At 72.6% G+C, this 24,978-nt stretch carries 22 protein-coding genes and 3 tRNA genes; 11 read left to right on the top strand and 14 right to left on the bottom strand.

Annotated features, from left to right (window positions below; all coding sequences use genetic code 11):
- The first annotated feature begins 197 nt into the window (after positions 1-197).
- The 4 genes from ACIRBX_RS13190 (at position 198) to ACIRBX_RS13175 (ending at position 5,200) form a co-directional block, all read left to right on the top strand.
- Positions 198-1,478 carry a deoxyguanosinetriphosphate triphosphohydrolase gene (locus ACIRBX_RS13190; protein WP_402296140.1) on the top strand — a complete coding sequence of 427 codons (1,281 nt, stop codon included), beginning with the start codon at positions 198-200 and terminating at the stop codon, positions 1,476-1,478.
- A 9-nt stretch (positions 1,479-1,487) separates the two neighbouring features.
- Positions 1,488-3,398, top strand: coding sequence for a DNA primase (gene dnaG, locus ACIRBX_RS13185; protein ID WP_402296138.1), 1,911 nt, complete (start codon positions 1,488-1,490; stop codon positions 3,396-3,398).
- Between the two features lie 109 nt (positions 3,399-3,507).
- Positions 3,508-4,569, top strand: a complete 1,062-nt coding sequence (locus ACIRBX_RS13180) for an RNA polymerase sigma factor (protein WP_402296137.1) — start codon at positions 3,508-3,510, stop codon at positions 4,567-4,569.
- A 202-nt stretch (positions 4,570-4,771) separates the two neighbouring features.
- A complete protein-coding gene (locus ACIRBX_RS13175; RefSeq protein ID WP_402296477.1) occupies positions 4,772-5,200 on the top strand; it encodes a nuclear transport factor 2 family protein in 429 nt (142 codons plus the stop codon).
- A gap of 6 nt (positions 5,201-5,206) precedes the next feature.
- Here ACIRBX_RS13175 and ACIRBX_RS13170 read toward each other — a convergent pair whose 3' ends face one another.
- From ACIRBX_RS13170 to ACIRBX_RS13160, 3 genes are all read right to left on the bottom strand, one after another.
- Positions 5,207-5,950, bottom strand: a complete 744-nt coding sequence (locus tag ACIRBX_RS13170; protein WP_402296136.1) for a polyprenol monophosphomannose synthase — start codon at positions 5,948-5,950, stop codon at positions 5,207-5,209.
- Positions 5,951-6,142: 192 nt separating this feature from the next.
- Positions 6,143-7,579: an FGGY family carbohydrate kinase gene (locus ACIRBX_RS13165; RefSeq protein ID WP_402296134.1), complete on the bottom strand. Its 1,437-nt coding sequence runs from the start codon at positions 7,577-7,579 to the stop codon at positions 6,143-6,145.
- 150 nt (positions 7,580-7,729) lie between these two features.
- Positions 7,730-8,029, bottom strand: coding sequence for a hypothetical protein (locus ACIRBX_RS13160; RefSeq protein WP_402296132.1), 300 nt, complete (start codon positions 8,027-8,029; stop codon positions 7,730-7,732).
- A 304-nt stretch (positions 8,030-8,333) separates the two neighbouring features.
- Between ACIRBX_RS13160 and ACIRBX_RS13155 the strand changes: the two genes are divergently transcribed.
- Both ACIRBX_RS13155 and ACIRBX_RS13150 read left to right on the top strand, forming a co-directional pair.
- Positions 8,334-8,406: transfer RNA gene (locus ACIRBX_RS13155), tRNA-Asn, on the top strand.
- 39 nt (positions 8,407-8,445) lie between these two features.
- Positions 8,446-8,518: transfer RNA gene (locus ACIRBX_RS13150), tRNA-Asn, on the top strand.
- 121 nt (positions 8,519-8,639) lie between these two features.
- Here the strand turns inward: ACIRBX_RS13150 and ACIRBX_RS13145 are convergent.
- Complete coding sequence (locus ACIRBX_RS13145) at positions 8,640-9,479, bottom strand: trypsin-like serine peptidase (protein WP_402296131.1); 840 nt, start codon at positions 9,477-9,479, stop codon at positions 8,640-8,642.
- Between the two features lie 132 nt (positions 9,480-9,611).
- The gene (locus tag ACIRBX_RS13140) at positions 9,612-10,490 is read right to left on the bottom strand and encodes a trypsin-like serine peptidase (protein ID WP_402296129.1); all 879 of its coding nucleotides are present in this window, start codon (positions 10,488-10,490) and stop codon (positions 9,612-9,614) included.
- A 221-nt stretch (positions 10,491-10,711) separates the two neighbouring features.
- On the opposite strand from ACIRBX_RS13140, the gene ACIRBX_RS13135 reads away from it, so the two are divergent.
- Both ACIRBX_RS13135 and ACIRBX_RS13130 read left to right on the top strand, forming a co-directional pair.
- Positions 10,712-10,785, top strand: a tRNA-Ile gene (locus tag ACIRBX_RS13135).
- Between the two features lie 272 nt (positions 10,786-11,057).
- Positions 11,058-12,464, top strand: a complete 1,407-nt coding sequence (locus ACIRBX_RS13130; RefSeq protein WP_402296127.1) for a hypothetical protein — start codon at positions 11,058-11,060, stop codon at positions 12,462-12,464.
- A 752-nt stretch (positions 12,465-13,216) separates the two neighbouring features.
- Here the strand turns inward: ACIRBX_RS13130 and ACIRBX_RS13125 are convergent.
- Complete coding sequence (locus tag ACIRBX_RS13125; RefSeq protein ID WP_402296125.1) at positions 13,217-13,417, bottom strand: hypothetical protein; 201 nt, start codon at positions 13,415-13,417, stop codon at positions 13,217-13,219.
- A gap of 574 nt (positions 13,418-13,991) precedes the next feature.
- On the opposite strand from ACIRBX_RS13125, the gene ACIRBX_RS13120 reads away from it, so the two are divergent.
- Positions 13,992-14,921, top strand: coding sequence for a pyridoxal-phosphate dependent enzyme (locus tag ACIRBX_RS13120; RefSeq protein WP_402296123.1), 930 nt, complete (start codon positions 13,992-13,994; stop codon positions 14,919-14,921).
- Between the two features lie 106 nt (positions 14,922-15,027).
- On the opposite strand, the gene ACIRBX_RS13115 is transcribed toward ACIRBX_RS13120, so the two are convergent.
- From ACIRBX_RS13115 to ACIRBX_RS13105, 3 genes are all read right to left on the bottom strand, one after another.
- A complete protein-coding gene (locus tag ACIRBX_RS13115) occupies positions 15,028-15,936 on the bottom strand; it encodes an EamA family transporter (RefSeq protein WP_402296122.1) in 909 nt (302 codons plus the stop codon).
- 240 nt (positions 15,937-16,176) lie between these two features.
- Complete coding sequence (locus ACIRBX_RS13110) at positions 16,177-17,763, bottom strand: LCP family protein (protein WP_402296121.1); 1,587 nt, start codon at positions 17,761-17,763, stop codon at positions 16,177-16,179.
- A gap of 189 nt (positions 17,764-17,952) precedes the next feature.
- Positions 17,953-18,429 carry a MarR family winged helix-turn-helix transcriptional regulator gene (locus tag ACIRBX_RS13105; protein ID WP_402296119.1) on the bottom strand — a complete coding sequence of 159 codons (477 nt, stop codon included), beginning with the start codon at positions 18,427-18,429 and terminating at the stop codon, positions 17,953-17,955.
- A 96-nt stretch (positions 18,430-18,525) separates the two neighbouring features.
- On the opposite strand from ACIRBX_RS13105, the gene ACIRBX_RS13100 reads away from it, so the two are divergent.
- Positions 18,526-19,572, top strand: coding sequence for an NADP-dependent oxidoreductase (locus ACIRBX_RS13100; RefSeq protein WP_402296118.1), 1,047 nt, complete (start codon positions 18,526-18,528; stop codon positions 19,570-19,572).
- A 424-nt stretch (positions 19,573-19,996) separates the two neighbouring features.
- Positions 19,997-20,491, top strand: a complete 495-nt coding sequence (locus tag ACIRBX_RS13095; protein ID WP_402296116.1) for a DUF3145 domain-containing protein — start codon at positions 19,997-19,999, stop codon at positions 20,489-20,491.
- Between the two features lie 16 nt (positions 20,492-20,507).
- On the opposite strand, the gene ACIRBX_RS13090 is transcribed toward ACIRBX_RS13095, so the two are convergent.
- The 5 genes from ACIRBX_RS13090 to ACIRBX_RS13070 all read right to left on the bottom strand — a co-directional run bounded on the left by ACIRBX_RS13090 (position 20,508) and on the right by ACIRBX_RS13070 (position 24,952).
- Positions 20,508-21,203, bottom strand: coding sequence for a DUF4253 domain-containing protein (locus ACIRBX_RS13090; RefSeq protein ID WP_402296114.1), 696 nt, complete (start codon positions 21,201-21,203; stop codon positions 20,508-20,510).
- Positions 21,204-21,273: 70 nt separating this feature from the next.
- Positions 21,274-22,539: a beta-ketoacyl-[acyl-carrier-protein] synthase family protein gene (locus ACIRBX_RS13085; RefSeq protein ID WP_402296112.1), complete on the bottom strand. Its 1,266-nt coding sequence runs from the start codon at positions 22,537-22,539 to the stop codon at positions 21,274-21,276.
- Between the two features lie 114 nt (positions 22,540-22,653).
- A complete protein-coding gene (locus ACIRBX_RS13080; RefSeq protein WP_350668078.1) occupies positions 22,654-22,902 on the bottom strand; it encodes an acyl carrier protein in 249 nt (82 codons plus the stop codon).
- A gap of 83 nt (positions 22,903-22,985) precedes the next feature.
- The gene (locus tag ACIRBX_RS13075; RefSeq protein WP_402296110.1) at positions 22,986-24,017 is read right to left on the bottom strand and encodes a beta-ketoacyl-ACP synthase III; all 1,032 of its coding nucleotides are present in this window, start codon (positions 24,015-24,017) and stop codon (positions 22,986-22,988) included.
- A complete protein-coding gene (locus tag ACIRBX_RS13070; RefSeq protein ID WP_402296108.1) occupies positions 24,014-24,952 on the bottom strand; it encodes an ACP S-malonyltransferase in 939 nt (312 codons plus the stop codon). Before ACIRBX_RS13070 ends, ACIRBX_RS13075 begins: the two co-directional genes overlap by 4 nt.
- Positions 24,953-24,978 lie beyond the last annotated feature (26 nt).

The raw sequence follows: 24,978 nt of genomic DNA, 5'->3' as shown, positions 1-24,978 counted from the left end.
CTGGCGCCCGCCCGGTGGCGCCCGCAGCCGATTGCGGCCCGATACGACGATTGCGGTAGGGCACGACGGTCCGCGGGTCTTCGCCTCGGTGGGTCGGCGGGTCGGCGGGCTGGCGGGCTGGCGGGTGTGGCCGGGGCGGCCGTGCGGCGGCGGGGCGGCTGTGCGATGTCAGCCGGGCGGCGTACCGTGCAGGGCATATGAACGACACCGCGTACGACCCCGCAGCCGAAGCCCGTTGGGTGCCCGAGCCGGACAAGCGGCCGGGCCGGACGGCGTTCCAGCGAGACCGGGCGCGGGTGCTGCACTCCGCGGCCCTGCGCCGATTGGCCGGCACCACCCAGGTGGTGGCCCCGATGCGGAGTGACTTCCCGCGGACCCGGCTCACCCACTCGCTCGAATGCGCCCAGGTGGGGCGGGAGTTGGGGGCGGCGCTGGGGTGTGACCCGGATCTGGTGGAGACCGGCTGCCTGGCCCACGACATCGGGCACCCGCCGTTCGGCCACACCGGCGAGGAGGCGCTCGACCAGGCCGCCCGCAGCTGCGGCGGCTTCGAGGGGAACGCGCAGTCGCTCCGCATCCTGACCAGGCTGGAGCCCAAGCGCTTCGCCCCGCTCGACGCCCCGCCCGCCCGGCTGGCCGCCCGCCCGGGTCACAGCGTCGGGCTCAACCTCAGCCGGGCCGCGCTGGACGCCGCCACCAAGTACCCCTGGCCGCACGGCGCCCACCCCACCGACCCGGGCTCCACCAAGTTCGGCGTCTACACCGACGACCTCCCGGTCTTCCGCTGGATGCGCACCGGGGCTCCGGAGCTGCGCAAGTGCTTCGAGGCCACCGTGATGGACTGGTCCGACGACGTGGCGTACTCCACCCACGACGTGGAGGACGGCATCCAGGCCGGGCACGTCGATCCGTCCGCGCTGCGCTCCGCCGAGGAGCGGGCCGAGCTGTTCAAGATCGCCGACCGGTACGCCGAGGCCGAGCCCGAGGAGTACGGTGCCGCGCTGGACCGCCTCCAGCTGGAGGAGTGGTGGCCGCGCGGTTACGACGGCACGGCCCGCGCCCGGGCCGGGCTCAAGGACCTCACCAGCCAGCTGATCGGCCGGTTCTGCCTGGCGGCCGAGCAGGCCACCCGGGCCCGCTACGGCCCCGGCCGACTGACCAGGTACGCGGCCGAGCTGGTGGTGCCGCAGGAGGTCCGGGTCGAGGTGGCGGTGCTCAAGGCGGTCGCCGTCCGGTACGTGATGCAGCGGGACGAGCAGGCCCAGCTCCGGGCCCGCCAGCGGATCGTGATCGCCGAGCTGGCCGACAGCCTGGCCCGCAGCGCCCCGTACGGTCTCGATCCGGTCTTCGCCGACCTGTACCGGGAGGCCGAGGACGACCGGGCGGCGCTGCGCGTGGTGATCGACCAGATCGCCACCCTCACGGACGCCTCGGCCCTCGCCCTGCATTCCCGCCTGGTCGAGTCGAAGGCGACGTAGACTTCCGGGGTGGCAGGCCGGATCAGGGATGAAGACGTACAGCGGGTGCGCGAGACGCTGCCCATCGACGCGGTGGTCAACGACTACGTCCAGCTGACGAACGGGGGCGGCAGCCAGCTCAAGGGCGTCTGCCCGTTCCACGACGAGAAGTCCGCCTCGTTCTACGTGCACCCGGGCAAGGGCGTCTTCCACTGCTTCGGCTGCGGGGAGAGCGGCGACACCATCGCCTTCCTGATGAAGATCGAGCACTTCTCGTTCGCCGAGGCCGTCGAGCGGATGGCCGCCCAGGCCGGGATCACCCTGCGGTACGAGGAGGGCGGCTACTCGCCCCGTCAGCAGCAGGGCGAGCGCACCCGGCTGGTGGAGGCGCACAAGGTGGCCGCCGCCTGGTACCAGGAGCAGCTGGAGTCGGCGGAGGCCGAGATCGCCCGCCGCTTCCTGGCCGAGCGCGGCTTCGACGCCGACGCCGCCAAGCACTTCGGGGTCGGCTACGCCCCGGCCGGCTGGGAGCACCTGGTGCGCTACCTGCGCGGCAAGGGCTTCGCCGACAAGGAGATCCTGCTCGGCGGCCTGGCCTCGCAGGGGCAGCGCGGCGGCCTGATCGACCGCTTCCGGGGCCGGCTGGTCTGGCCGATCCGGGACAGCGGCGGCGAGGTGATCGGCTTCGGCGCCCGCCGGCTGCGCGAGGACGACAACGGGCCGAAGTACCTGAACACCCCCGAGACGCCGATCTACAAGAAGTCGCACGTGCTCTACGGCCTCGACCTGGCGAAGAAGGAGATCGCCAAGTCCGGCCGGGCGGTGGTGGTCGAGGGCTACACCGACGTGATGGCCTGTCACCTGGCGGGCGTCACCTCGGCGGTGGCCACCTGCGGCACCGCCTTCGCCGAGGACCACATCAAGATCATCCGTCGGCTGCTGATGGACACCTCCACCTACCGGGGCGAGACGGTCTTCACCTTCGACGGCGACGCCGCCGGGCAGAAGGCCGCGCTGCGCGCCTTCGAGGACGACCAGAAGTTCGCCGCCCGCACCTCGATCGCCATCACCCCGGACGGCATGGACCCGTGCGAACTCCGGCTGGCCAAGGGCGACGACGCGGTCCGCGAGCTGATCGACCACCCGGTGCCGCTGTTCGAGTTCGCGCTCCGGTCGGCGGTGGACCGGCACCGGGTGGACACCCCCGAGGGCCGGGCCGCCGCGCTGGAGGAGGCGTCGGCGATCATCGTCAAGATCAAGGACCGCTCGATCCAGCACGAGTACGCCGTCCGGCTGGCCGGCATGCTGGGCATCCTGGACGAGCAGTTCGTGGTCCGCCGGATCTCCCAACTCGCCCGCTGGCAGCGGGAGAACCAGCAGAGCGGCGGCCGGCTCCGCCGTCCCGTCGGCGCCGCCACCGCCCCCGTGCCGGTCCAGCCCAGCCGCCCCGCCTACCGCCTGGACCCGCGCGATCCGGCCCAGTTCGTGGAGCGCGAGCTGCTCAAGCTCGCCCTCCAGCACCCGGACATGGTCAGCCCGGCCTTCGACAACTACGGCGACGACGAGTTCCCCACCCCGCCCTACACCGCCGTCCGGCAGGCCATCCGGGCGGCCGGCGGCGCGGCGTACGGGGCGAGCCTGGCGGACTTCACCTCGACCGTCCGGGAGGTCTGCCCGGACGATCAAGTGCGTTCGCTGGTAACCGAGTTGACGGTCGAGCCGATCCGCACCCGGCGGGCCGTCGACACGATCTACGCGGGGGAGTTCCTGGTCAAGCTCCGGCTCCAGGCGGTCGACCGCCGGATCACCGAGGTCCGCGGCCACCTCCAGCGCCTCGACCGGCGCGGCACCCCGGAGGAGCTGAACGCGGTGCAGAGCGAGCTCTTCGCCCTGCAGCAGTACAAGGAACGCCTGAAGACCCTCGGTGCCGCCGGGCTCTGACCACCCCGGCGTGACCTGAGTCACAGTCGGCCGAATCTCCGGGCTCCGTCCTGGGTATCCCCACCCTTGTGGCACGGCCGCCCCATCGGCCGTGCACCGCCGAGGGAGGATGCCCGTGGAGCTCTCCGCCGTGCACACCGCCGTCGAGCCGGCCGAGTCGGAGCTGGCGGCCGAGCAGGCCCGGGCGGACCGGGACGCCGAGGAGGACCGGGAGGCCGAACGCGCCGGGCGGCCGGGCCTGCGGGCGGTGGACGAGGGCACCGGGCCCGCCGCCGACCTGCTGCGGCAGTACCTGCGCGAGATCGGCCGGATCCGGCTGCTCACCGCCGTCGAGGAGGTCGAGCTGGCCCGGCAGATCGAGGCCGGTCTGTTCGCCGAGCAGGCCCTTCAACGGGGCGGCCTGGAGGGTGGGTTGGCCGTCGAGCTGGCAGTGCTGGTCCGGCTCGGCCGGCGGGCCAAACGGCGGCTGATCGAGGCCAACCTCCGGCTGGTGGTCTCGGTGGCCAAGCGGTACGTCGGGCGCGGCCTGACCCTGCTCGACCTGGTGCAGGAGGGGAACCTCGGGCTGATCCGGGCGGTGGAGAAGTTCGACTACGCCCGTGGCTACAAGTTCTCCACCTACGCGACCTGGTGGATCCGGCAGGCGATGAGCCGGGCACTGGCCGACCAGGCCCGCACCATCCGGGTGCCGGTGCACGTGGTCGAGCTGATCAACCGGGTGATCCGGGTGCAGCGCACCATGCTCCAGGAGAGCGGCACCGAGCCGAGCGCCGCCGAGGTCGCCGCCGCGCTGGAGCTGACCGAGGCCCGGGTGCTGGAGGTGCTCCGGCTGGCCCAGGAGCCGGTCTCGCTGCACACCCCGGTCGGGGACGAGGACGAGGTCGCCCTCGGCGACCTGATCGAGGACGCCGACGCGGCCTCGCCGGTCGAGACCGCCGCCTTCCTGCTGCTGCGCCGTCAGCTCGGCGCGGTGCTGGACACCCTGGGCGAGCGCGAGCGCCAGGTGGTCCAGCTCCGCTACGGCCTGGACGACGGCCGCCCCCGCACGCTGGAGGAGATCGGCCACCTGTTCGGCGTCACCCGTGAGCGGATACGCCAGATCGAGGCCAAGACGCTCAGCCGGCTGCGGGCCCACGCCTTCACCGCCCAGCTCCGGGCCTACCTGGACTGACCCCGCGCTTTACCCCGCAGGTAATCGCGGGGTGCCGGGGCGGCGGACCAGAATGACGGCAACGCCGCACCACCCCGGGAGCGGCACCGAGGCAGGGAGAGCCGTCGTGTCGTCAACCACCGTGTCCCGTCACAGCACCAGCACCGGCACCGGCACCGGCACCGGCACCAGCACCGGCACCGGCACCGGCGCTGGCACTGGTATCAGCACCGGCACCGGCACCCGCGCCGTGGTCGAGGAGCTGCTGCAGCGGATCGGCGCGGGAGACCCGGAGCGGATCGCCGAGCTCTACGCGGAGCGGGGCGACTGGCGGCTCTCCTGGCCCGAGGAGGAGCACGGCCGCCCCGCCACCCCGTGGATCCGCCACCGCTCCACCCGGGCCGAAGCGGCCGAGCACTTCCGCGCGTTGGCCGCCCACCACGTCCCGGAGGAGGCGGCCACCACCGTCGAGCGCATCCTGGTCGACGGCCCGGACGCGGTGGTGCTCGGCGAGATCCGCCAGACCGCCCGCGCCACCGGCCGCCGCTACCGGGCCCGCTTCGCACTCCACCTCACCGTCGAGGACGGCCTGATCACCCGTCACCACGTCTACGAGGACAGCCTCGCGGTGGCCACCGCCTTCACCGCCTGAGCGAGGTCAGGACTGCCGGGCGTTCCTGTCGCGCCGCAGCCTCCACGGGGCGCGGGCGGACTCGATCTGGACGGCGAGGCTCATCTTCGAGGCGCCCTTGACCCGCTCCTCGAAGCGGATCGGCACCTCGACGATCCGCATCCCGCGCTGCACGGTCCGGTAGTTCATCTCGACCTGGAACGAGTAGCCGTTGCTCTGCACCGTCGGCAGGTCGATCGCCCGCAGGGCCTCCGCCCGCCAGGCCTTGAAGCCGGCGGTGGCGTCCTGCACCCCGAGGTGCAGCAGGGTGTTGACGTAGAAGTTGGCCCAGACGGAGAGCGCCCTGCGGTACCAGGGCCACTCGGCCGCGGTCGATCCGCCGGCCACGTAGCGGGAGCCGAGCACCAGCGCGGCGTCCCGGACGTGCAGCGCCTCGACCATCGACGGCACCGCCGAGGCGGGGTGGGAGAGGTCGGCGTCCATCTGGATCACCACGTCCGCGCCCTCGTCCAGCGCCCGGGACATGCCGGCGACGTAGGCCCGTCCCAGGCCGTCCTTCTCGGTGCGGTGCAGCACCCCGATCCGGTCGGGCGAGCCGACGGCCAGCTTGTCGGCCACCTCGCCGGTGCCGTCCGGGGAGTTGTCGTCCACCACCAGCACGTGCAGGTCGGGCATCCCCAGGTCCTCGAGCAGGCCGATCAGGACGGGTAGGTTCTCCCGCTCGTTGTAGGTGGGAACGACGACGACGACCTTGGGGGGAGCATCAACCATGTAGACACCTTCGTGGGACCCGGAAGCGGTACGCGCCGAGTGTAGAAGACGTCCGGAGCAGGGCCGACCCGGGCCGGCCGGTCGGAGAACTCGCCGCCGCCGCCGGTGACATGAGGACCCGTCAGCGGCGGCCGGGCGGTCCGTCCGGTCCTCGGCTCAGCCCTCGGCTCAGCCCTCGGCCCGGTCCGCGGCTCAGTCCTCGGCCAGCTCCGGGTGCACCTGGTCGCGGACGGTCCGGTACTGCTGGCGGACGGCGCTGCCGACGGCTTGGTCGTGCTCGTGGTCGGCGACCAGGGTGACCGCCTCGGGCAGCTCCCACTCCGGCGGCTCGGCCGTGCCGGCCAGGGCCCAGGCGGCCTGCCGGGCGGCGCCCCGGGCGGCGTGGTCGCCGGCCGCCGGTATCACCACGGGGAGGCCGAACAGCAGCGGGGCGATCTCCTTCACGGCGGGCAGCCGGCCGACCGCGCCGAGCAGGAAGATCCGGCGCAGCTCCACGCCGTGGCCGCGCAGCACGTCCAGCGCGTCCGCGACGTTGCAGAGCATGCCCTCGACGGCGGCCCGGGCCAGGTGCGGCGGCGTCATCGACTCGGCCCGCAGGCCGGTCAGGGTCCCGGCCGCGGCCGGGAGCTTCGGGGTGCGCTCGCCGTCCAGGTAGGGGAGCAGCACCAGCCCGTAGGAGCCGGGGGTGGACTGCAGGGCGAGGTCGCTCAGGCCGGTCAGGTCGGTGCCGAGCAGGCCGGCCGTGGAGCGGAGCACCTGGGCCGCGTTCAGGGTGCCCACCATCGGGAGGTGGCGCCCAGTGGCGTCGGCGAAGGAGGAGACCGCGCCGGTGACGTCCACCACGGCCCGGTCGTGCACCGCGAAGACGGTGCCGTTGCCGCCGAGCGAGACCACCGCGTCGCCGGGCTGGAGGCCGAGGCCGAGTGCGGCGGCCATGTTGTCCCCCGTGCCGGCCGAGATCAGCAGGCCCTCCGGGGTGTGCCCGGCGGGCTCGGCCGGGCCCAACACGTCCGGGACGCGCAGCTGGTGACCGATCGCCAGCTCGATCAGGTCCTGCCGGTACTCGCCGGTGACCGGTGACCAGTAGCCGGTGCCGGAGGCGTCGCCCCGGTCGGTGGTGCGGCGCTTGGGGTGGCCGAGCAACTGCCAGACCAGCCAGTCGTGCGGCAGCAGCACCTCGGCGATCCGCTTGGCCGAGGCCGGCTCGAACTCGGCCAGCCAGCGCAGCTTGGCCACCGTGTAGGTCGGGGCCGGGACGGAGCCGATCGCCCGGACCCAGGCCTCGGGGCCGCCGAGCGCGTCGATCAGCTGCGCGGCGGCCCCGGCCGAGCGGGGGTCGTTCCAGAGCAGGGCGGGCCGCACCAGCACGCCGCCCGCGTCCAGCCCGATCAGGCCGTGCTGCTGGGCCGAGACGCCGATCGCCCGGACGCCCTCCAGCAGGCCGCCGGTGGCCGCCTCGCCGAGCGAGTGCAGCCAGAGCTGCGGGTCGATCTCGGTGGCCCGGGGGTCGGTGCCTTCCGGGGCCGGGTGCGGTGCCTTGCCGTCGCGCAGCACGGCGCCGGTCTCGGCGTCGCACGCGACGATCCGGGTGCGAGTGGTGGAGCTGTCGATGCCCGCGACGATGGCCATGCCGAGATCATGCCTCAGCAGGAGCCGCTCACACCGCCGCCCGCCCGAAGTGTTGCCCACTCGGCACACCCGTGGTCCGGACCACCCGGGGGAGCGGACTCCTCCGCAGTGCCGGCTGGTGCGGGTGGTGCCGGTGCTGTGGGCGGTGCCTCAGGGGCGGTAGGTGCCCCAGCTGTCGTCCTGCCCGCCGGCCCGGCTGCTGCTCAGGTACGGCACCCGGTCGGTGATCGCGCTCGGCAGGTGGTCGCCCACCCGGCCGGCCACCGCGCCCGCGGCCTTCCCGGCCACCGCCCCGGCCTGCTGCCGGGCCTTGCCCGCCACGTCCTGCACCGTGGGGTTCCGAGCGACCTGCCGGGCCGCGCCCGCGATCTGCTCGTACCGCTCGCGGCCCGCCTTCGACCCGAGGACGTATCCGACCCCGACTCCCACCACGAATGTCAGCTTCCACATGACCGGTCTCCACCCTTCCTTGCGGACCCTGCCGCGTTGCCCTACCCGCCCCGCCCCACGGCGAACCGTGGGTCCAGGATCCCTGCCGCCTACCCCCGCCGCCCACCGGGCACGCCGAACGGACGCTGATCGGGCGTGGTCGGGCGTGGTCGAGGCCGGCGGGGTGCGGTCGGCGGCCCGCCGGGGGCCCCGGGCGGGCCCCGGGCGAAAGCGATTGGCGGACCACCCCCCTGAGTGCGCTAATGTATGACCCGCAGCGGACACCGCGGCCGGAAGATCCTTCCGGAGCACGGTGGAAGCTCGGTCCCCCATAGCTCAATTGGCAGAGCAGCCGACTGTTAATCGGCAGGTTATTGGTTCGAGTCCAATTGGGGGAGCCCGGAAGGGCCGTCAGGCCGTTCCGCACCCAACAGCAGTCCCCCATAGCTCAATTGGCAGAGCAGCCGACTGTTAATCGGCAGGTTATTGGTTCGAGTCCAATTGGGGGAGCTTCACCCGTGCTTCGGGTGAGATGCGCAGAGCGAGGGCCCTTCGGACACCCGAGGGGCCTTCGTGTTTGTCCGGGCGCTCCCGTGGGTGCCCATCCGGGGGACACCCGGCCCGGCACCGCTCAGCCCGTGACCGCCTGCCGGTAGAGCTCGGCCACCCGCCGGTCGAAGGTGATGCTGTACGAGGTCCGCTCGGTGTCCCCGCCCTCCTCGTGCCCGCCCACCACCCCGACCACCTCACCGGCCTCGGTCAGCCAGGGGCTGCCGCTGGTGCCGTCGGTGTAGCCGTGGCAGTCGAAGCGCTCCTGGGTCGGGCTCTGCTCGGCGGTGGTGTTGGCGCAGGTGATCGGCTCCTCGGCGGCCATCGGATAGCCCGTCACGGTGACCGGCAGGCCGAAGCCCCGGTCGGTGCCGAGCGGGAAGCCGCCGAGCACCTCCTCGATCCGGCGGCCGTCCAGCTCGCCGACGGTGAGGAAGGCCACGTCGTACTCCGGGTCCGCCTCCTCCGACCAGGCGGTCGGTACCGTCATCCGCTCCACCAGCCAACTCCCGTGCGGCAGGCGGCCGTTGCGATATCCGGGGGCGAACTCCAGCTGGCCCGCCCGGCCGAAGAACCGGCTCTCCACGCAGTGCGCGGCCGTCACCAGCAGGCTCCGGCCGGGGCTGCTGACCACGCTGGCGGTGCAGCTCCGGGCGCCGTCCGGCCCGCCGACGAACAGCGTGCCGATCCGGTCCGCCGCCGCACTCGCCGGGGCGGTCCGGGCGGACGGGAAGCCGTCGGTGGTCACGCCTGCCGGGCCGGTGCCGGGCGCGGCGTCCTGGGCGGCGCCCGGCGTGCAGCCGACGACGGCGATGGTGAGGGCGAGGCCGGTCGCGGTGGCCGCGACGAGGGCGGCGGGCCGGTGCGCGGGCCGGACCGTACGCCGGGTCGCCGGTGCTGCGAGCCACCCTGCGCGTGCCATCGAAGTCCGTCCTCGGCTCCCGGGTGACCCCCACGGACCGTGAAGATCGACTGCCGCAAGGTGTACCAGCCCGGCCCTCCGCCGCGCCAGCCCCGACCCTGCTCAGCCCGTGCCCGGACCGGGGCGCCTGCCTCAGCCCGTCGCGCGGTCGTACAGGGCCTGCACCCGGCTCCCGAAGTAGCTGCTGTACGAGGTGTCCGGGGTGTCCCCGCCCTCCTGGTAGCCGCCGATCACCCCGACCACCGTGCCGGTGCGGGTCTGCGGGTCGAAGTCGGTGACCCAGGGGCTGCCGCTGGTGCCGCCGGTGTAGTCCGGGCAGTCGATCCGCTGCTGGGTCGGGCTCTGCTCGGCGGTGGTGTTGGCGCAGGTGATCGGCACTTCGCCGCTGCTCGGGTAGCCGGTCACCTTCACCGGCAGCCGGTGTCCCCGGTCGATGCCCAAGGTGTTCGCCCCGAGGACCTGTTGGATCTGCTGCCCGTTCTGCGGCAGCACCACGGCGAAGGCCACGTCCACGTCCGGGTCGGCGCTGTCCGCCCAGGCCTGGTCCACCGTGATCGAGGCCAGCTGCCAGACCCCGTTCGGGGTGTCGCCCTCCCGGTAGCCCGGGACGAAGACCAGGTCGCCGCGCTGTCCCACCTTCGGGTCGTAGACGCAGTGCGCGGCGGTCAGCACCAGGTTCAACCCCGCGCTGTCCACCACGCTGGCCGTGCAGAAGTGGTCGCCGTCGGAGTTGTGCGTGAACACCGCGCCGACCAGCGCGTTCAGCGGCGTCGGCTTGGCCGTCCTGGTGGTCCCCGCGTGCTTGGCCACGGCGGCCTTGATCCGGTCCTTCGACCAGCCGTGCGCGGTCGCCGTCGGACCGGCCCCACCGCTGCCGCTCCCGCCGACCGTCGCCGCCGGGCTCGCGCCCCCGCCGCCGTCCCCCGAAGACCCGCCGCACCCGGCCGCCAGCCCGCCCAGCGCGACGAGCACTCCGAGCGCGACCACCCGGGCCGACCATCCGCCACGCACCCGCCACCACCGCCCTGGACCCGAGCCGACCACCGGCCTCCAGTCTTCGCGAGCCCCCCGGCCGCTGCCAGGCCTGATCACCCGGACGGGCTCTCCCGCCCGTCCCACCCGGATGCACCCCCGGCGAGCACCGCGCCGGAGTGACCGGCTATGCTGCGGATGACGGCCCTGACGGGCCGTCTGCTGCTGCCCCGCCACCTCGGCCGACGGCACGGCGAACCGGGGCGGTAGCTCAGCCGGTTAGAGCAGGGGACTCATAATCCCTTGGTCGTGGGTTCGAGTCCCACCCGCCCCACATACGGTCATTGACGGTTCGTCACATAAGAGGACCAGCTGACCTGCGAAAACGCCTACAGATCCGATCGGAACTGTAGAGCATCAGGCGCCTCCGCCACCTCATCCCGCGCCGAAGTTCACCCTCCTAGCGGACATCCAGCGGACATCGCGGAGGAGAGTGGACTTCTGGAAGGCTCCTCTCGGCGGGCGCAGCACCAGGTCCAGCACCCGTCGACGTGAAGCCGCCCCAGCCGGAGAAGACGTCTGGCCGGGGGAGGGGAGGAGCAGCCTGTGATCAACCTCGAAGAACTCGTGACCCGGGTCCACACCCCAGAGGTCCGGCAGTTCGCCCACGACGCCTACCGTGCCTACGCCAGCGGGATCCATCGCGCCGCGATCGTCCTCACCTGGACCGCCGTCTGCGCCGACGTGATGGCCAAGGCCCGGGTGCTCGCGGACGACGGCGAGCCGGAGGCGACGGAGGTCACCAAGAAGGTGGAGGAGGCCCAGAGACTCGCCGCCAGTACCGATTCGAAGGAGCGAAGGAGCAGCGTCGAGCTGATGGGCGCTGTCGAGCGGGGGATGGTCGACACCGCGCTGAAGCTGGAGCTGATCGACTTCTCCCAGCGCATCCAGTTGGACCGTCTGCAAGAGGACCGTAACCAGAGTGCCCACCCGTCCCTGAGGCCCCTCGGCGAGCAGTACGAGCCGACCAGTGACTACGCCCGGGCTCACCTGGTGGCGGCCTTGGACGCGTTGCTGATCCACCCGCCGAGCCAGGGCCGCAAGCTCATCTTGAGTTTCGGCACCCACGTCGCCGACCCGGCGTTCGTCCTGCACCGTGGCCACCTTGCCCACACCTACTTCGACCGTGTCCGCCCCTCCGCCCGCCTCCGTGTGGTCGAGTTCGCAGCGAAGTTCGCCGCCCTCCAGGTCGAGGACCCCGCAGTTCCGGTGCCGGCTGGTCTCTTCGCTGACCGGATGGCCGATTGCCTGCGCTGCTTCGCGGACCAGGACGTCACTGTGGTGGAGAAGGCCCTAGCTAAGCAGATGGACAGGCTTGCGGCGGCCCAGCCCGGCGTCCAGCTCGCCGCACTTGCCCGGCTCGGTGACCTGCCCGCCTTCTGGAAGGTGGTCCCCGAGACATTGAGGGGCCTGTTCGAAGCCCGGATCGTGAAGATCGGAGAGAAGGGCAGCTCGTTGGCTGACTTTCTCACGCCGGACGAGGACAAGGTGCTCGCCTTGGTCACATACCCCGAGCTGAGGAAGACCTTCCCCAGGCTGGAGAAGGCGTTCGCCGGGTTGGGTGTTCACACCAGGGCGACCGTGATCAACCAGCGGCCGGACCCCTACTACACGAGCCACCTTCCCGGGCTTGTCAGCGACGTGGGCAGCTTCGACCTCGGGGACTTCGTGATGACGTGCGCGGTGATTCCGTGCGCGCCCTTCCTCGACAGGGAGTCGCTGCAGGCACTTCTGCGGGCCTGGTGGGACAACAGCCAGTGCTGGGGGCGGCGCGTCAACGGTGAGCTGGAGGAAACCTATGAGGCGACCGCTCACCTCGGCCCAGATCGGGACGCGGTGTGGAAGCCGTTCGTGGAGGAGCTGAAGGAGTTCGACGTTCTCTACCGCGATGTTCTTCGGCGTTTCAAGTGGCCTGTCCCGGAGCCGACGCCGGCGGCCAGCGGCCGGGAGTAGGACCCGGGGCATACGAGTGGGGCGGTGACCAGCTGGTCACCGCCCCCGCGCTGTGCTGGTCAGGCCGGTACGAGCTCGGCCTTCGCGGCGAGCTCCTTCTGCTGGCGCCGCAGTAGACGGGTGACCGGCCCCGGCCGGCACCAAGCCACGCATCTACTGTCACCCACGCAACGACGGCCGCCGCATCCGGACCACCGCCCTCAGCGGCAACCAGGCTGAGACTGTCACCCTTCACGGTTTGCCAAGGCACCGCGACATCCTCCTCCGCGCACCCCGCCCGATTGCCACCACGGTCCACGGCCGCTCCCACCAGACCGCCTGCCGTCCTCGGGAGCCGGATGGCCGCCCGAAGTGACAGCAACTGACCTCCTGACCAACGGATGCGCTGACCAGAGCGACCGAGTCGAGAGCGTCCGCCGTCTGCGCTTCGGAAGATCACCCCGAGCAGGTCAGAACCGATGACCAAGCCCAGTAGTTCACCCAGCACCCGGTGCAGAACGGCGACGAGGATGGCGCAGCTCCCCGGTGCAGCGCTCAACCCTCCCGTTAGGGCGATTTCAGCGCCAAGCCAAACCAAAGGCACAACGGCAGGGCGGGCCCGCAGTGACAGACGTGGCCCACCAGAGGCTCGCACACGGGCGAGCCCCGCTGCGTGGCGAGGAGGCGTCCCGGCAGCGTGCCTGAAGGCCCGAGGCCCCGGAGAAGACCCCGGGGCCCCGCACCTGCCACACGCCAACGCGCCTGGCGATGGGCTACGTCAGCGGTTCCTCCCGCTCCTCCAGATCGCCTCCTTCGCGGCGACCAGAGCAGGCCGCGCGCAGCTCGCCGAAGCTGACGATCACCTCGGCCAGCTTGCGGGACAGAGCCGAAGCCTGGTCAAGCAGCGCGCACACCAGCGTGCTGACGGCAATCAATGCACTGAGAGCCGTAGCGACCCAGCCGACAGCACCCATCAGATGCATCCCTCCCGGATGTCGTACCGAAGGCAGGCGCCCCCGAGCAGGTGTCAGCCCAACGCAAACACCTTGCACTGGAACGCGCGGCCCCGAAGACGTAAAGGAGGAAGTTCAGAAACCACTCGCACGCCGCTGTCGCACGTCGTCTTCGCCAGAATGCGAAACGGTACCGACCAAGCGGGACTTGGATTCTGCACGGTCCTTGGGGAATCGTCAAGACTGCCTGTTCACCCAAGGGAAAACTGCAGGTCAGAGCGCCTTCGTGATCCATGAAGGCGCAAAGGCCCACGGGCGCTGCCAGTCGATGACGATGTGCTGGACGGCTCGCGCGGCCCGGCTGCCTCAACAGATCAGACCGTTCTGACACATGAGAACAAGCCTCATTCTCATTGTGTTAAGCAACACCCGAGAGGGTGGGTGGGTAGGGCGCAAGAACCAGCCGGGGCCCTCGTCGAGGACCTGATTGCCGAGCCCGACGCCGGTCGAGGGAACTGACGCGAGGTCCGATGGGCTTCCACCGGACCCCACGACGGCGGCCTCGTCGTGACCGCCGCTCACCTACGCTGGGCGGATGCTGCTGCCCGCCGACCTGCCGACCCCGCTCCAGGTGCTGGACGACCCGGACTTCGCCCGGGCCGGGGTCGAGCTGCGGCTGAAGCGCGACGACCTGGCGCACCCGACCGTGCCGGGCAACAAGTGGCGCAAGCTGGCGCCGAACCTGGCGCACGCGGTCGACTCCGGCGCCCGTGGCCTGCTGACGTACGGCGGCGCGTACTCCACCCACCTGCGGGCGGTGGCCGCCGCCGCGCGGGCGCTCGGACTGGCGAGCATCGGGGTGGTCCGGGGGGAGGAGCTCGCCGGGGCGCCGAGGAACTGGTCGCTGCGCGCGGCGGAGGCGGACGGGATGGAGCTCCGCTTCGTCTCCCGGGCCGACTACCGGCAGCTGCTGACCGAGCGTCAGGCCCCGTCGGCGGAGTGGCTGGTGCTGCCCGAGGGCGGCTCGAACGCGGCGGCCGTGCGGGGGGCCGCCGCGATCCCGGCCGAACTGCCGGGGCTCGGACCGGAGGACCTGGTGGTCTGTCCGGTCGGCACCGGCGGCACCCTGGCGGGCATCGCGGCGGGTCTGGCGGCCGGGTCGCTGGCCGGGGCGGCCGGTGGCGACGGCGGCGACGGTGGAGCGGGGGCCCGGGCGCTGGGGGTGGCCGTCCTGAAGGGCGAGGGCTACCTGGAGGGCGAGGTGCGGGAGCTCCACCGCGCCGCCTACGGGCGGGAGTTCGCCAACTGGAGCATCGACCACACCCACCACGGCGGCGGCTACGGCCGGGTGCCGACCGAACTCGCCTCCTTCGCGGTGGAGTTCGAGCAGCGGCACGGCATCCGTCCCGAACTCCGGTACGTGGCCAAGACCCTGGCCGCCGTCCACCACCGTGCGGTCACCGGTCGGCTGACCCCTGGCACCCGGGTCACCGTGGTCGTCACGGGCCTGCCCGACCCCGGGTAGCGCCCGTCCGCCCAGCCCGTCCGCCCGGGCCGCCTGCCCGGGCCGTCCGCCCGGGCCGCCTGCCTGGGCCCTCCGCCGGAGCCCGGCCGCTCCAGGGGTGCGGCCGTCAGCCGAAGGCGATCAGGCCGAGGCCGGTCACGATCACGCCGGCCGCCAGCAGCCGGGCCCGTAGGTGGCCCTCGGCGAGCAGAGTGCCGCCGAGCAGGACCACCAGCAGGACGCTGGCCTCGCGGATCGGGGAGACCACGGCGGCCGGGGCCAGCCGGAGGGCGAACAGGAAGAGCAGGTACGGCAGCGGCATCAGGGTGGCCGCGCCCAGGATCAGCAGCCGGCACTCCCGCCAGAGCCGTCCCAGCGCCGCACGGCGGCGGTACGCGGACGGTCCGAGCAGTACCACCCGGCCGAGGTCGTCGACCCAGTTGAGCAGCAGCGGGGAGACCGCGAGCGGACCCACGGTGTGCTGGTCCCAGAGGGTGTACCCGGCGATGGTCAGGCCGGAGAGCAGCGCGTAGCCGAGGGCCCGGCCGTAGCCGCCCGCCGGTGGCGGTCCACCGTCGGCCGGGCGGGCCGAGAGACCGAGCGCGACCACCCCGCCGACCGCCGCCAGGGCCCCGAACAGGCCTGGTCCGGAGGGCACTTCACCCAGGAAGAGGATGCCGCCGACGATCGCCAGGATCGGGCCGGTGCCGCGCGCGATCGGGTAGACCAGGGAGAGGCCACCCAGCCGGTAGCCGTACTGGATCACCAGGAAGTACCCCAGGTTGATCACCACGCTGCCCGCCACGAAGGCGAGTTGAACGGGCGTCAGCCGCCACCCGCCGCCGCCCGCCGTCCCGCCGCTCCCGTGCTCCCCGCCGACCAGCGCGAGCACCAGCGGCGCGTACGCCACGAACGATCCCAGCGAGGCCAGCCAGACGAAGGCCACCGCGTCGTACCCGGCCAGCCGCTTGCTGACCAGGCTCCACACCGCGTGCAGCACCGCCGCACCGCAGGCCAGTGCGAGAGCAGAGCCCACCGAAGCCGTCCCCCGAGGCGTCGCAGAAGATCGAGATGACCCAGTCTCCCCGCCGCGCGGGACCACTCCGTCCACCGGCCGCCCGGATTCGACGGATCGGGCACCAATGGTCCCGCGACCGGACCGGACTGTTCACCCGGGGTCCACCGGGGCGTGGCGCGGTTGCCGGCCCGAGGTCGGGAGCCGCGCCGGACGTCGAGGCGCCCGGGAGGCGGTGCCCGCCGGATCCCCGACGGTCCGTCAGCCGCCGTCGCCGAAGGTGAGGTTGGAGCAGAGGTCGGAGTCGGCGGTGCGGGTGTTGTCCGCGATGCCGGAGGGGATCCCGGTCGGCGTTGCGCTGGGCGTGGCGCTCGACGAAGTGGTGGACGTGGCGGAGGGGGAGGAGGTGGTGGCGGCGACCTGGTCCGTGCCGGCGGCCTGATCGCGGCCGAGGGTGAGGGTGAGGGTGGCCACCGTGGTGTCGGGGCGGATCTCGGCGTCGGGGTAGAGCCGGCCGAGCCGCTCGGCCTCGGCGAGGTTCACCGGGGTCGGCGGGTAGCTGATCAGGGTGGCCCGGCGGGAGACCTCGGGGGTGGGGCCGGCGGTGAGGTCGGTCCAGCCGGCGGCCTTGAGTTCGGCTTCGACCCGGGTGGCGGTGTCGGCGGAGCGGCTGGCGTTGACCACGGTCAGCGGGGTGGCGGCCACCGAGGCCGACGCCGAGGCCGACGCCGACGGGGTCGGAGTGGCGGAGGACCCGGCGGTGGGGGAGGCGCCGGTGGCCCGGCCGTCCAGGGTGTGGTCCTGGCGGAGCAGTTCGAAGAGGCGGTTGCTGTCGGGCTGGACTAGGGCGACCCGGCTGCCCTTGTACTCCCAGGGGACGGTGACGAACTCGATGTCGGAGAGCTGGATCTCGCGCAGCGACTGGGCGAAGTCCACCAGCTTCATCGGGGTGCCGAGGCCGGGGTCGACGGTGAGCGAGCGGCTGGCGGCATCCGCCAGCGGGAGCAGCGTGGTGAGGTTGAAGCCCTGGTCCTGGACCTTCTTGATGAGCGAGGAGAGGAAGGCCTGCTGACGCTTGATCCGGCCGATGTCGGAGCCGTCACCGAAGCCGTGGCGGGCCCGGACGTAGTCGAGGGCGAGCTGCCCGGAGACGGTCTGACGGCCCTTGGCGAGCTTTATGCCGTAGGAGTTGACCGCGTTCGGCACGCAGACGTCCACTCCGTTCACCGCCTGGGTCATCGCGGCGAAGCCCTTGAAGTCCACCACGATGGTGTGGTCCACCCGCAGACCGGTCAGCCGCTCGACCGTGTTCTGAGTGCAGGCCGGGTTGCCCTTCTCACCGTCCCCCACGGTGAAGGCCGAGTTGAACATCTGGTTGGTGCGCTCGGCGGTCCAGCTGCCGTCCGGCCTCCGGCAGGGCGGGATGGTGACCAGGGTGTCCCGGGGTATCGAGACCGCGACCGCGTGCCGGCGGTCGCCGTAGACGTGCAGCAGCATGGCGGTGTCGGAGTGGCCGACGCCCGCGTCGCCGCCGCCGAGGTCGTCGTTGCCGTCGTTGCGGGTGTCCGAGCCGAGCAGCAGGACGTTCACCGGCACGTCGGCGCCGACCTCGGTCGGGGTCGGGGCCGGCGGGCGGCTGGGGGCGATGCCGGCCGCGTCGAAGGTGGTGATGTTGCTGTCCAGGCGCTGGTAGAACCAGGCACCGGTGCCCACCACGCCGAGCACCAGGACGGCGGCGGTGGCCACGGCGATCCGGGCCAGCCGGGTCCGGCGGGAGCGACGGGAGCGACGGGGGCGCTCGGATCTGGGCACGACGGCGCGGGCGGGCCGGGTCTCGGCGTCGATCATGGTGAGTGGAGGCGCTCTCTGCTGCGGCCGTTCGGCGGGGGAACCGTCGGAAGTGGTCGGTTGTCTCACCGGATAGACGGTCTGGCGAGCCGGAAGGTTACAGGGAAGCGCAATCTAGCAAGGGTGATTCGTGCAGAAGCAGTCACCCCCCCCGATGCGGGAGGGGTGACGGGAGGGTGGCCCCCGGGGTCAGGCCTGGTCGAGGTCGGCGTGCTTGAGCATCCGGCGCAGCAGGTCGCGCAGTTGGGTGCGCTCCTCCTCGTCCAGGGCGGCCAGCGGCTCGCGGGCGAAGTTCAGCGACTCGCGCAGCTCCTCGGTGGCGGCGTCGCCGGATTCGGTGGCGGCGACCAGCTTGACCCGGCGGTCCTGCGGGTCGGCCTCGCGGGTCACGAAGCCCCGGCCCTCCAGCCGGTCCACGATGCCGGTGATGTTGGACGGTTCGCAGCTGAGGGTCTGGGCGATGTGGCGCATCGGCATCGGGCCGCGCCGCAGCAGCGCGAGCACCTTGGCCTGGGCCCCGGTCAGCGAGCGGGCGGCGGCGGCCTCCTCGTACTCGCGGTGGAAGACCGCGACCAGCCCGGCCATGAGGTCCACGACCTCGCGGGTGATCGCGTCGGCGGGCGGCGCGTCGGCGGTCGGCGGAGTGCCGTGAGTGGGCTCGGTCATGTCCTTGAGTCTACCTGAACATTTGACAACATGAACCTTTCATGCCCACGATTGCTTTACCTACTCAAGCTTTCAGGTCGTCCGAGGAGCAGCAGCATGGCAGAGCAGGCCCCCACCGGTACCGTCCCCGCCGTCCCCGCCACCGGCCGCGAGTGGCACCTGACGGCCCGTCCGGACGGCTGGCCGGTGCCGGCCGACTTCGCCCTGGTCGAGGCGCCCGTCCGGCAGCCCGCCGAGGGCGAGGTGCTGGTGCGCAACCTCCACCTCTCGGTCGACCCCTACATGCGCGGCCGGATGAACGACGTGAAGTCCTACGTCCCGCCGTTCCAGCTCGGCAAGGCGATGGACGGCGGTGCGGTCGGCGAGGTGATCGCCTCGAACGCCGAGGGCTTCGCGGTCGGTGACACCGTGCTGCACGGGCTCGGCTGGCGCGAGTACGCGACCTTCCCGGCGAAGCACGCGGTCCGGGTGGACGGCGCGCTCGCTCCGCTCTCCTACTACCTCGGTGCGCTCGGCATGCCCGGCATGACCGCCTACGCGGGCCTGCTGGAGGTGGCCTCGTTCAAGCCGGGCGACACCGTCTTCGTCTCCGGCGCGGCCGGCGCGGTCGGTTCGCTGGTCGGCCAGATCGCCAGGCTCAAGGGTGCGAAGCGGGTCATCGGCTCGGCCGGCTCGGCCGCCAAGGTGGCCACCCTGCTGGACGGCTACGGCTTCGACGCCGCCTTCAACTACAAGGACGCCCCGGTTCGCGAGCAGCTGGCCGCCGCCGCCCCGGAGGGCATCGACGTCTACTTCGACAACGTCGGCGGTGACCACCTGGAGGCCGCGATCGGCGCCCTCAACCTGCACGGCCGGGTCACCCTGTGCGGGGCCATCGCGCAGTACAACGACACCGCCGCCCCGGCCGGGCCGCGCAACCTGGCGCTGGCGATCGGCAAGCGGCTGCGGCTGCAGGGCATGCTGGTCCGCGACCACGACTCGCTCCAGCCGCGCTTCCTGGAGGAGGTCGGCGGCTGGCTGCGGGAGGGTGCGCTGACCTACGACGAGACCGTGGTGGACGGCGTGGAGCACACCGTCGACGCCTTCCTCGGTCTGCTGCGCGGTGACAACACCGGCAAGATGGTCGTCCGCCTGGCCCACTGACCCGCCAGGGACCCCCTGCCGCACGGCAGTTCCACACCGCCTGCGTCCCGTCCGCGAACCGCCCCCGACCCGTGCCAGGGTCGGGGGCGGTTCGGCTACGGGCGCGTGCCGGGCGCCGCGCCCCCGTCGATTCGACGGACCGTCAGGTGCCGTGCCGTCAGCGGCGCTACGGTGGAGACTTCTTGGACAGGGCCGTTCGGGGGAGAGATCGGGGCCGGAGGTAGACCTCGGTGCGGTTCGGGCTAGCATGGGGTTGAAAGCTGTCCGTTTTGCTCAACTTAATTACCTATATGTCGAATAAGGTGAGCACGGCGGGGGCAGTACGACCGAGACAGTTACGCATCAGACCAGAGCAGCGCAGAGACCGGCGACGGGCACGAGGTAGCTGGGGAAGGCGACCCTCGTCCACAGCCTGGAGGTCCCGGTGACGACACGTGGAGTCCTGTACGTCCACTCCGCGCCCCGCGCGCTGTGCCCGCACGTCGAATGGGCGGTGTCGGGCGTGCTCGGGGTGCGGATCAGCCTCGACTGGATCCGCCAGCCGGCCGCTCCCGGCCACTGGCGGGCCGAGCTCTCCTGGCAGGGGGAGCCCGGCGTCGCGTCCAAGTTGGCCTCCGCCCTGCGCGGTTGGCAACTGCTCCGCTACGAGGTGACCAGCGAGCCCTGCTCCACCGCCGAGGGCGAGCGCTACAGCTCCACCCCGGCGCTCGGCATCTTCCACGCCGTCACCGGCATCCACGGCGACATCCTGATCCCCGAGGACCGGCTGCGTGCGGTGCTGCTGCGGGCCAACACCGAGGGCACCGACCTGGAGGCCGAGCTGGCCCGGCTGCTCGGCAAGCCCTGGGACGACGAGCTGGAGCCGTTCCGCTACGCGGGCGAGGGCGCACCGGTCCGCTGGCTGCACCAGGTGGTCTGACGGCGCGTCGGCCGGCTCAGTCCCACCACAGGGACCAGTGCGGTCCGGTGACCGTGCCCTCGCACTCCTGGTCCACGTCCATGCAGTAGGCCTGGAGCTCGTGGGCGGCGCGCAGCGCGGTGGCGTGGTCGGACGGCGGCCGGGCCACCTGGAGCTCCAGGGTGGAGCCCGCCGCGTAGTACACCTCGGCGCCGAAGCGGCGGTGCCAGTCACGGAGCACCGCCGCGTGGTGCTCGGCCGGGATCGACACGTCGCGGAAGTCGGTGAAGCCGGTCACCAAGGGGTCCAGCAGCACAGGCAGTTCGTGCCCGGCGGCGGCCGGCACCAGGAGCAGCCAGTACGGCCCGTCGGGCATCCGGCTGGACGGCCCCCGGTCGACCGGGGGCCAGGGCAGCTCGATCGGCGCGTCGCCGGCCCGGGTCACGTACTCGTCCAGCAGGGCCGTCGCGTCCAGCGAGGCGGCGTGGTCGAGGTGGTGCCAGATCCGGTCGGGCGACCCGTGCCGGCGCCAGCTCCGCGGGTCGGCCGGGCGGCTGGAGAGGAACGGGTACCAGCCGGTCTCCGGGTGCAGCGCCAGCAGGTGCCGCCAGGCCCGGTCGGCCTGCTGACGCTCCAGCAGCAGCCCGTGCACCGTGAGTCCGGCGTCGGTCACGGCCGACCCGGTCGCCGACGGGTGCAGCCAGGACGGCAGGGGCGGCAGGCTCTCGATCATCCGTGCACCCTAGGACGCCGACGGCCCGCCGTGCGAAGGTGATTCGCGCGACGGGCCGTCAGGCTCGGGCTCAGACGCTGCGGAAGGCCAGCACCACGTTGTGGCCGCCGAAGCCGAAGGAGTTGTTCAGCGCGGCGATCCGGCCCTCGGGGAGGGTACGGGCCTCGCCCCGGACGATGTCGGCGTCGATGTCGTCGTCGAGGTTGTCGACGTTGACGGTCGGCGGGGCCAGGCGGTGGTGCAGGGCCAGCACGGTGGCGACGGTCTCGATGCCGCCGGCGCCGCCGAGCAGGTGGCCGGTCATCGACTTGGTGGCCGAGATGGCCACGTGGTCGAGGTGCTCGCCGAGCTCCTTGCGGAGCGCCTTGATCTCGGCGGTGTCGCCCTGCGGGGTCGAGGTGGCGTGCGCGTTGACGTGCACCACCTCGGCCTTGTCCAGCTCGTTGTGCTCGAACAGGTCGGCGAGGGCCCGGGCCACGCCGGCCCCGGTCGGCTCCGGCTGGGCGATGTGGTGGGCGTCCGAGGAGAGACCCTGGCCGACCGCCTCGCAGTAGACCCGGGCGCCGCGGCGGGCGGCGTGCTCGGCCGACTCCAGCACGACCACGCCGGCGCCCTCGCCGAGCACGAAGCCGTCCCGGCCCTTGTCGTACGGGCGGGAGGCGTGCTGCGGGGCGTCGTTGTTCTTGGACATCGCCATCATGTTGGAGAAGGCGACGATCGGCAGCGGGTGGATCGCCGCCTCGGTGCCGCCGGCCACCACGACGTCGGCGCGGCCGTTGCGGATCATCTCGATCGCGTAGCCGATCGCCTCGGCGCCGGAGGCGCAGGCGGAGACGGGGGTGTGCACGCCCGCGCGGGCGCCGACCTCCAGGCCGACGTTGGCCGCCGGGGAGTTGGGCATCAGCATCGGGACGGTGTGCGGGGAGACCTTGCGGACGCCCTGCTCCTTGAGCACGTCGTACTGGTCGAGCAGGGTGGTGACGCCGCCGATGCCGGAGGCGATCACCGCGCCCAGGCGCTCGGGCGCCAGCTCGGAGTCCTCGGCGGTGGCGGAGCCGGTGAAGCCGGCGTCGGCCCAGGCCTCGCGGGCCGCGATCAGCGCGAACTGCGCCGAGCGGTCCAGCTTGCGGGCCAGCGGGCGGGGGAGGATCTCGCCCGGCTCCACTGCGGTGCGGGCGGCGATCCGGACGGGAAGCTCGGCGGCCCACTCCTCGGTCAGCGCGGCCACGCCGGAGCGGCCGGAGGTGAGGCCGTCCCAGAACGAGGCGGCGTCGCCGCCCAGCGGCGTGAAGGCGCCGATACCCGTGACGACCACGGTGCGGTTTTCAGCGGTCACTGGTTCTTCTTCTCTCACGTGTGGCAGGTGGCGGCGTTGCCGGGGGGCGGGGTGACCGGGCGGCCGGGGTGGGGACCCCGGCCGCCCGGGCGGTCAGCCGAAGCTGACGGGTGATCAGGCGGCGGCGTTGGCGAGGATGTAGTCCACCGCGTCGCCGACGGTCTTCAGGTTCTTGACCTCGTCGTCCGGGATCTTGACGTCGAAGCGCTCCTCGGCGGCCACGACGACCTCGACCATGGAGAGCGAGTCGACGTCCAGGTCGTCGGTGAAGCTCTTGTCGAGCTCGACGTCCTCGGCCGGGATGCCCGCGATCTCGTTGACGATCTCGGCGAGACCGGACAGAACCTCGTCCTTGGTAGCCATTCTGGCTGCTCCTCTTCGGTGTTGAACACGACCGCCCGGCGGGCCGTCGCACGATTTCTGATGGCGGGTCGGGAGGACCGCGCCTAGGGGAGGGTAACGACTGCGGCGGCGTACACGAGACCTGCCCCGAAGCCGATGATCAGAGCGAGGTCGCCGCTGCGGGCCTCCCCGCTCTCCAGCATCCGCTCCATCGCCAGCGGGATGGAGGCCGCCGAGGTGTTGCCGGTCTCGGCGATGTCGCGGGCCACCGGCACGCCCTCGGGGAGCTTGAGCGCCTTGATCATGGCGTCGGTGATCCGCATGTTCGCCTGGTGCGGGATGAACGCGCCGAGCTGGTCGGCGGTGACCCCGGCGGCGTCCAGTGCTTGCTGGGCCACCTTGGCCATCTCCCAGACCGCCCAGCGGAAGACGGACTGGCCCTCCATCCGCAGGGCCGGCCACTTCACCTCCTCGCCGGCGCCGTTCACGGCGTCCTCCTTGGCGAAGGCGGTGTCCCAGGCCTGGGTCTGCGAGATGACGTCGCGCTGCGAGCCGTCCGAGCCCCAGATCACCTTGCCGATGCCCGGGGTGTCCGACGGCCCGACGATCGCGGCGCCCGCGCCGTCACCGAAGATGAAGGCGGTGGAGCGGTCCGAGGTGTCGGTCAGGTCGCTGAGCCGCTCCACGCCGATCACCAGCACGTACTCGGCGCTGCCGCCGCGCACCATGCCGTCGGCCAGGCTCAGTCCGTAGCCGAAGCCCGCGCAGGCGGCCGAGATGTCGAAGGCCGGGGCGGTGCCGCAGCCCAGCCGGTCGGCGATCTCGGTGGCGATGGCCGGGGTCTGCTTGAGGTGCGAGACGGTGGCCACGATCACGCCGCCGATCCGCTCCGGCGCGATCCCGGCCTGGGCGATCGCCTTGCCGGCCGCCTGCACCGACATCTCGGCGACGGTCTCCTCCGGGCCGGCCCAGCGGCGCTCGGTGATGCCGCTGCGGCTGCGGATCCACTCGTCCGAGGACTCGATCCAGTTCAGCACCTCGGCGTTCGGGATCACCCGGACGGGGCGGTAGCCGCCGACGCCGTGGATGCGCGAGAAGGCCGCGCCGGTGGCGGGACGGATCTGAGGGGTGGTCATGCGTCCAACTCCTGCCCGCCGTGCTCCTCGATCAGCGCACGCGCCTTGTCGAGGTCGGCCGGGGTCTTGAGGGCCAGCGTCGCGACACCCTTGACGTTGCGCTTGACCAGATTGGTGAGGGTGCCGGCCGGCGAGAGCTCGATCACGGCAGTGGCGCCGAGCTGCTGCAGGGTCTCCATGCACAGGTCCCAGCGGACCGGGTTGGACACCTGGGAGACCAGCCGGGCCAGCACCTCGGAGCCGGCCTGCACGACCTCGCCGTCCCGGTTGGACAGGTAGGTGACGGCCGGGTCGGCGGTGGTCAGGGTGGGGGCCAGCTTGGCCAGCCGCTCCACGCCCGGGGCCATGTGCTCGGTGTGGAAGGCACCGGCCACCTTCAGCGCGATCACCCGGGAGCCGGCCGGCGGGTCGGCCTTGAGCGCCGCCAGCTGCTCCAGGGTGCCGGCCGCGACCAGCTGGCCGCCGCCGTTGTTGTTCGCCGCCGTCAGGCCGTGCTCGGCCAGCTTGGCGGCGACCACCTCGGCGTCGCCGCCGAGCAGCGCGGTCATCCCGGTCGGGGTCGCGGCGGCGGCCTCGGCCATCGCCAGGCTGCGCTCGCGGACGAAGAGCAGCGCGTCCTCGGGGCTGAGCACGCCGGCCAGCGCGGCGGCGGTGATCTCGCCGACGCTGTGTCCGGCCACGGCCGCGTACGGGCCGCCGGTGACCGCACCGAACAGCTCGGTGGCGGTGAGCAGGCCGGCGGCCACCAGCAGCGGCTGGGCCACTGCGGTGTCCTTGATCTCCTCCTCGGAGCCCTCGGTCCCGTAGCGGACCAGGTCGAGCCCGGCCACGTCGGACCAGGCCGCCAACCGGGCGGCGGCGCCGTCCAGTTCGAGCCAGGAGGTGAGGAATCCGGGAGTCTGGGCACCCTGCCCAGGGGCGACGATTACGAGCACGGTTCAACCCTCTCTCGCCAGGCACC

It is taken from the genome of Kitasatospora sp. NPDC096147, from assembly GCF_044763225.1.
In the GTDB taxonomy this organism is placed as follows: Bacteria; Actinomycetota; Actinomycetes; order Streptomycetales; family Streptomycetaceae; genus Kitasatospora.
This window is presented reverse-complemented; position numbering and strand designations above follow the sequence as displayed.

What these genes read in the sequence shown, in the direction of transcription:
- ACIRBX_RS13090 (WP_402296114.1), bottom strand. Translation starts at nt 21,203, where the DNA reads ATGATCGAGAGCCTGCCGCCCCTGCCGTCCTGGCTGCACCCGTCGGCG.
- ACIRBX_RS13145 (WP_402296131.1), bottom strand. Translation starts at nt 9,479, where the DNA reads ATGGCACGCGCAGGGTGGCTCGCAGCACCGGCGACCCGGCGTACGGTC.
- ACIRBX_RS13105 (WP_402296119.1), bottom strand. Translation starts at nt 18,429, where the DNA reads ATGACCGAGCCCACTCACGGCACTCCGCCGACCGCCGACGCGCCGCCC.
- ACIRBX_RS13075 (WP_402296110.1), bottom strand. Translation starts at nt 24,017, where the DNA reads ATGACCACCCCTCAGATCCGTCCCGCCACCGGCGCGGCCTTCTCGCGC.
- ACIRBX_RS13160 (WP_402296132.1), bottom strand. Translation starts at nt 8,029, where the DNA reads ATGTGGAAGCTGACATTCGTGGTGGGAGTCGGGGTCGGATACGTCCTC.
- ACIRBX_RS13170 (WP_402296136.1), bottom strand. Translation starts at nt 5,950, where the DNA reads ATGGTTGATGCTCCCCCCAAGGTCGTCGTCGTCGTTCCCACCTACAAC.
- ACIRBX_RS13165 (WP_402296134.1), bottom strand. Translation starts at nt 7,579, where the DNA reads ATGGCCATCGTCGCGGGCATCGACAGCTCCACCACTCGCACCCGGATC.
- ACIRBX_RS13110 (WP_402296121.1), bottom strand. Translation starts at nt 17,763, where the DNA reads ATGATCGACGCCGAGACCCGGCCCGCCCGCGCCGTCGTGCCCAGATCC.
- ACIRBX_RS13190 (WP_402296140.1), top strand. Translation starts at nt 198, where the DNA reads ATGAACGACACCGCGTACGACCCCGCAGCCGAAGCCCGTTGGGTGCCC.
- ACIRBX_RS13125 (WP_402296125.1), bottom strand. Translation starts at nt 13,417, where the DNA reads ATGGGTGCTGTCGGCTGGGTCGCTACGGCTCTCAGTGCATTGATTGCC.
- ACIRBX_RS13100 (WP_402296118.1), top strand. Translation starts at nt 18,526, where the DNA reads ATGGCAGAGCAGGCCCCCACCGGTACCGTCCCCGCCGTCCCCGCCACC.
- ACIRBX_RS13120 (WP_402296123.1), top strand. Translation starts at nt 13,992, where the DNA reads ATGCTGCTGCCCGCCGACCTGCCGACCCCGCTCCAGGTGCTGGACGAC.
- ACIRBX_RS13080 (WP_350668078.1), bottom strand. Translation starts at nt 22,902, where the DNA reads ATGGCTACCAAGGACGAGGTTCTGTCCGGTCTCGCCGAGATCGTCAAC.
- ACIRBX_RS13180 (WP_402296137.1), top strand. Translation starts at nt 3,508, where the DNA reads ATGCCCGTGGAGCTCTCCGCCGTGCACACCGCCGTCGAGCCGGCCGAG.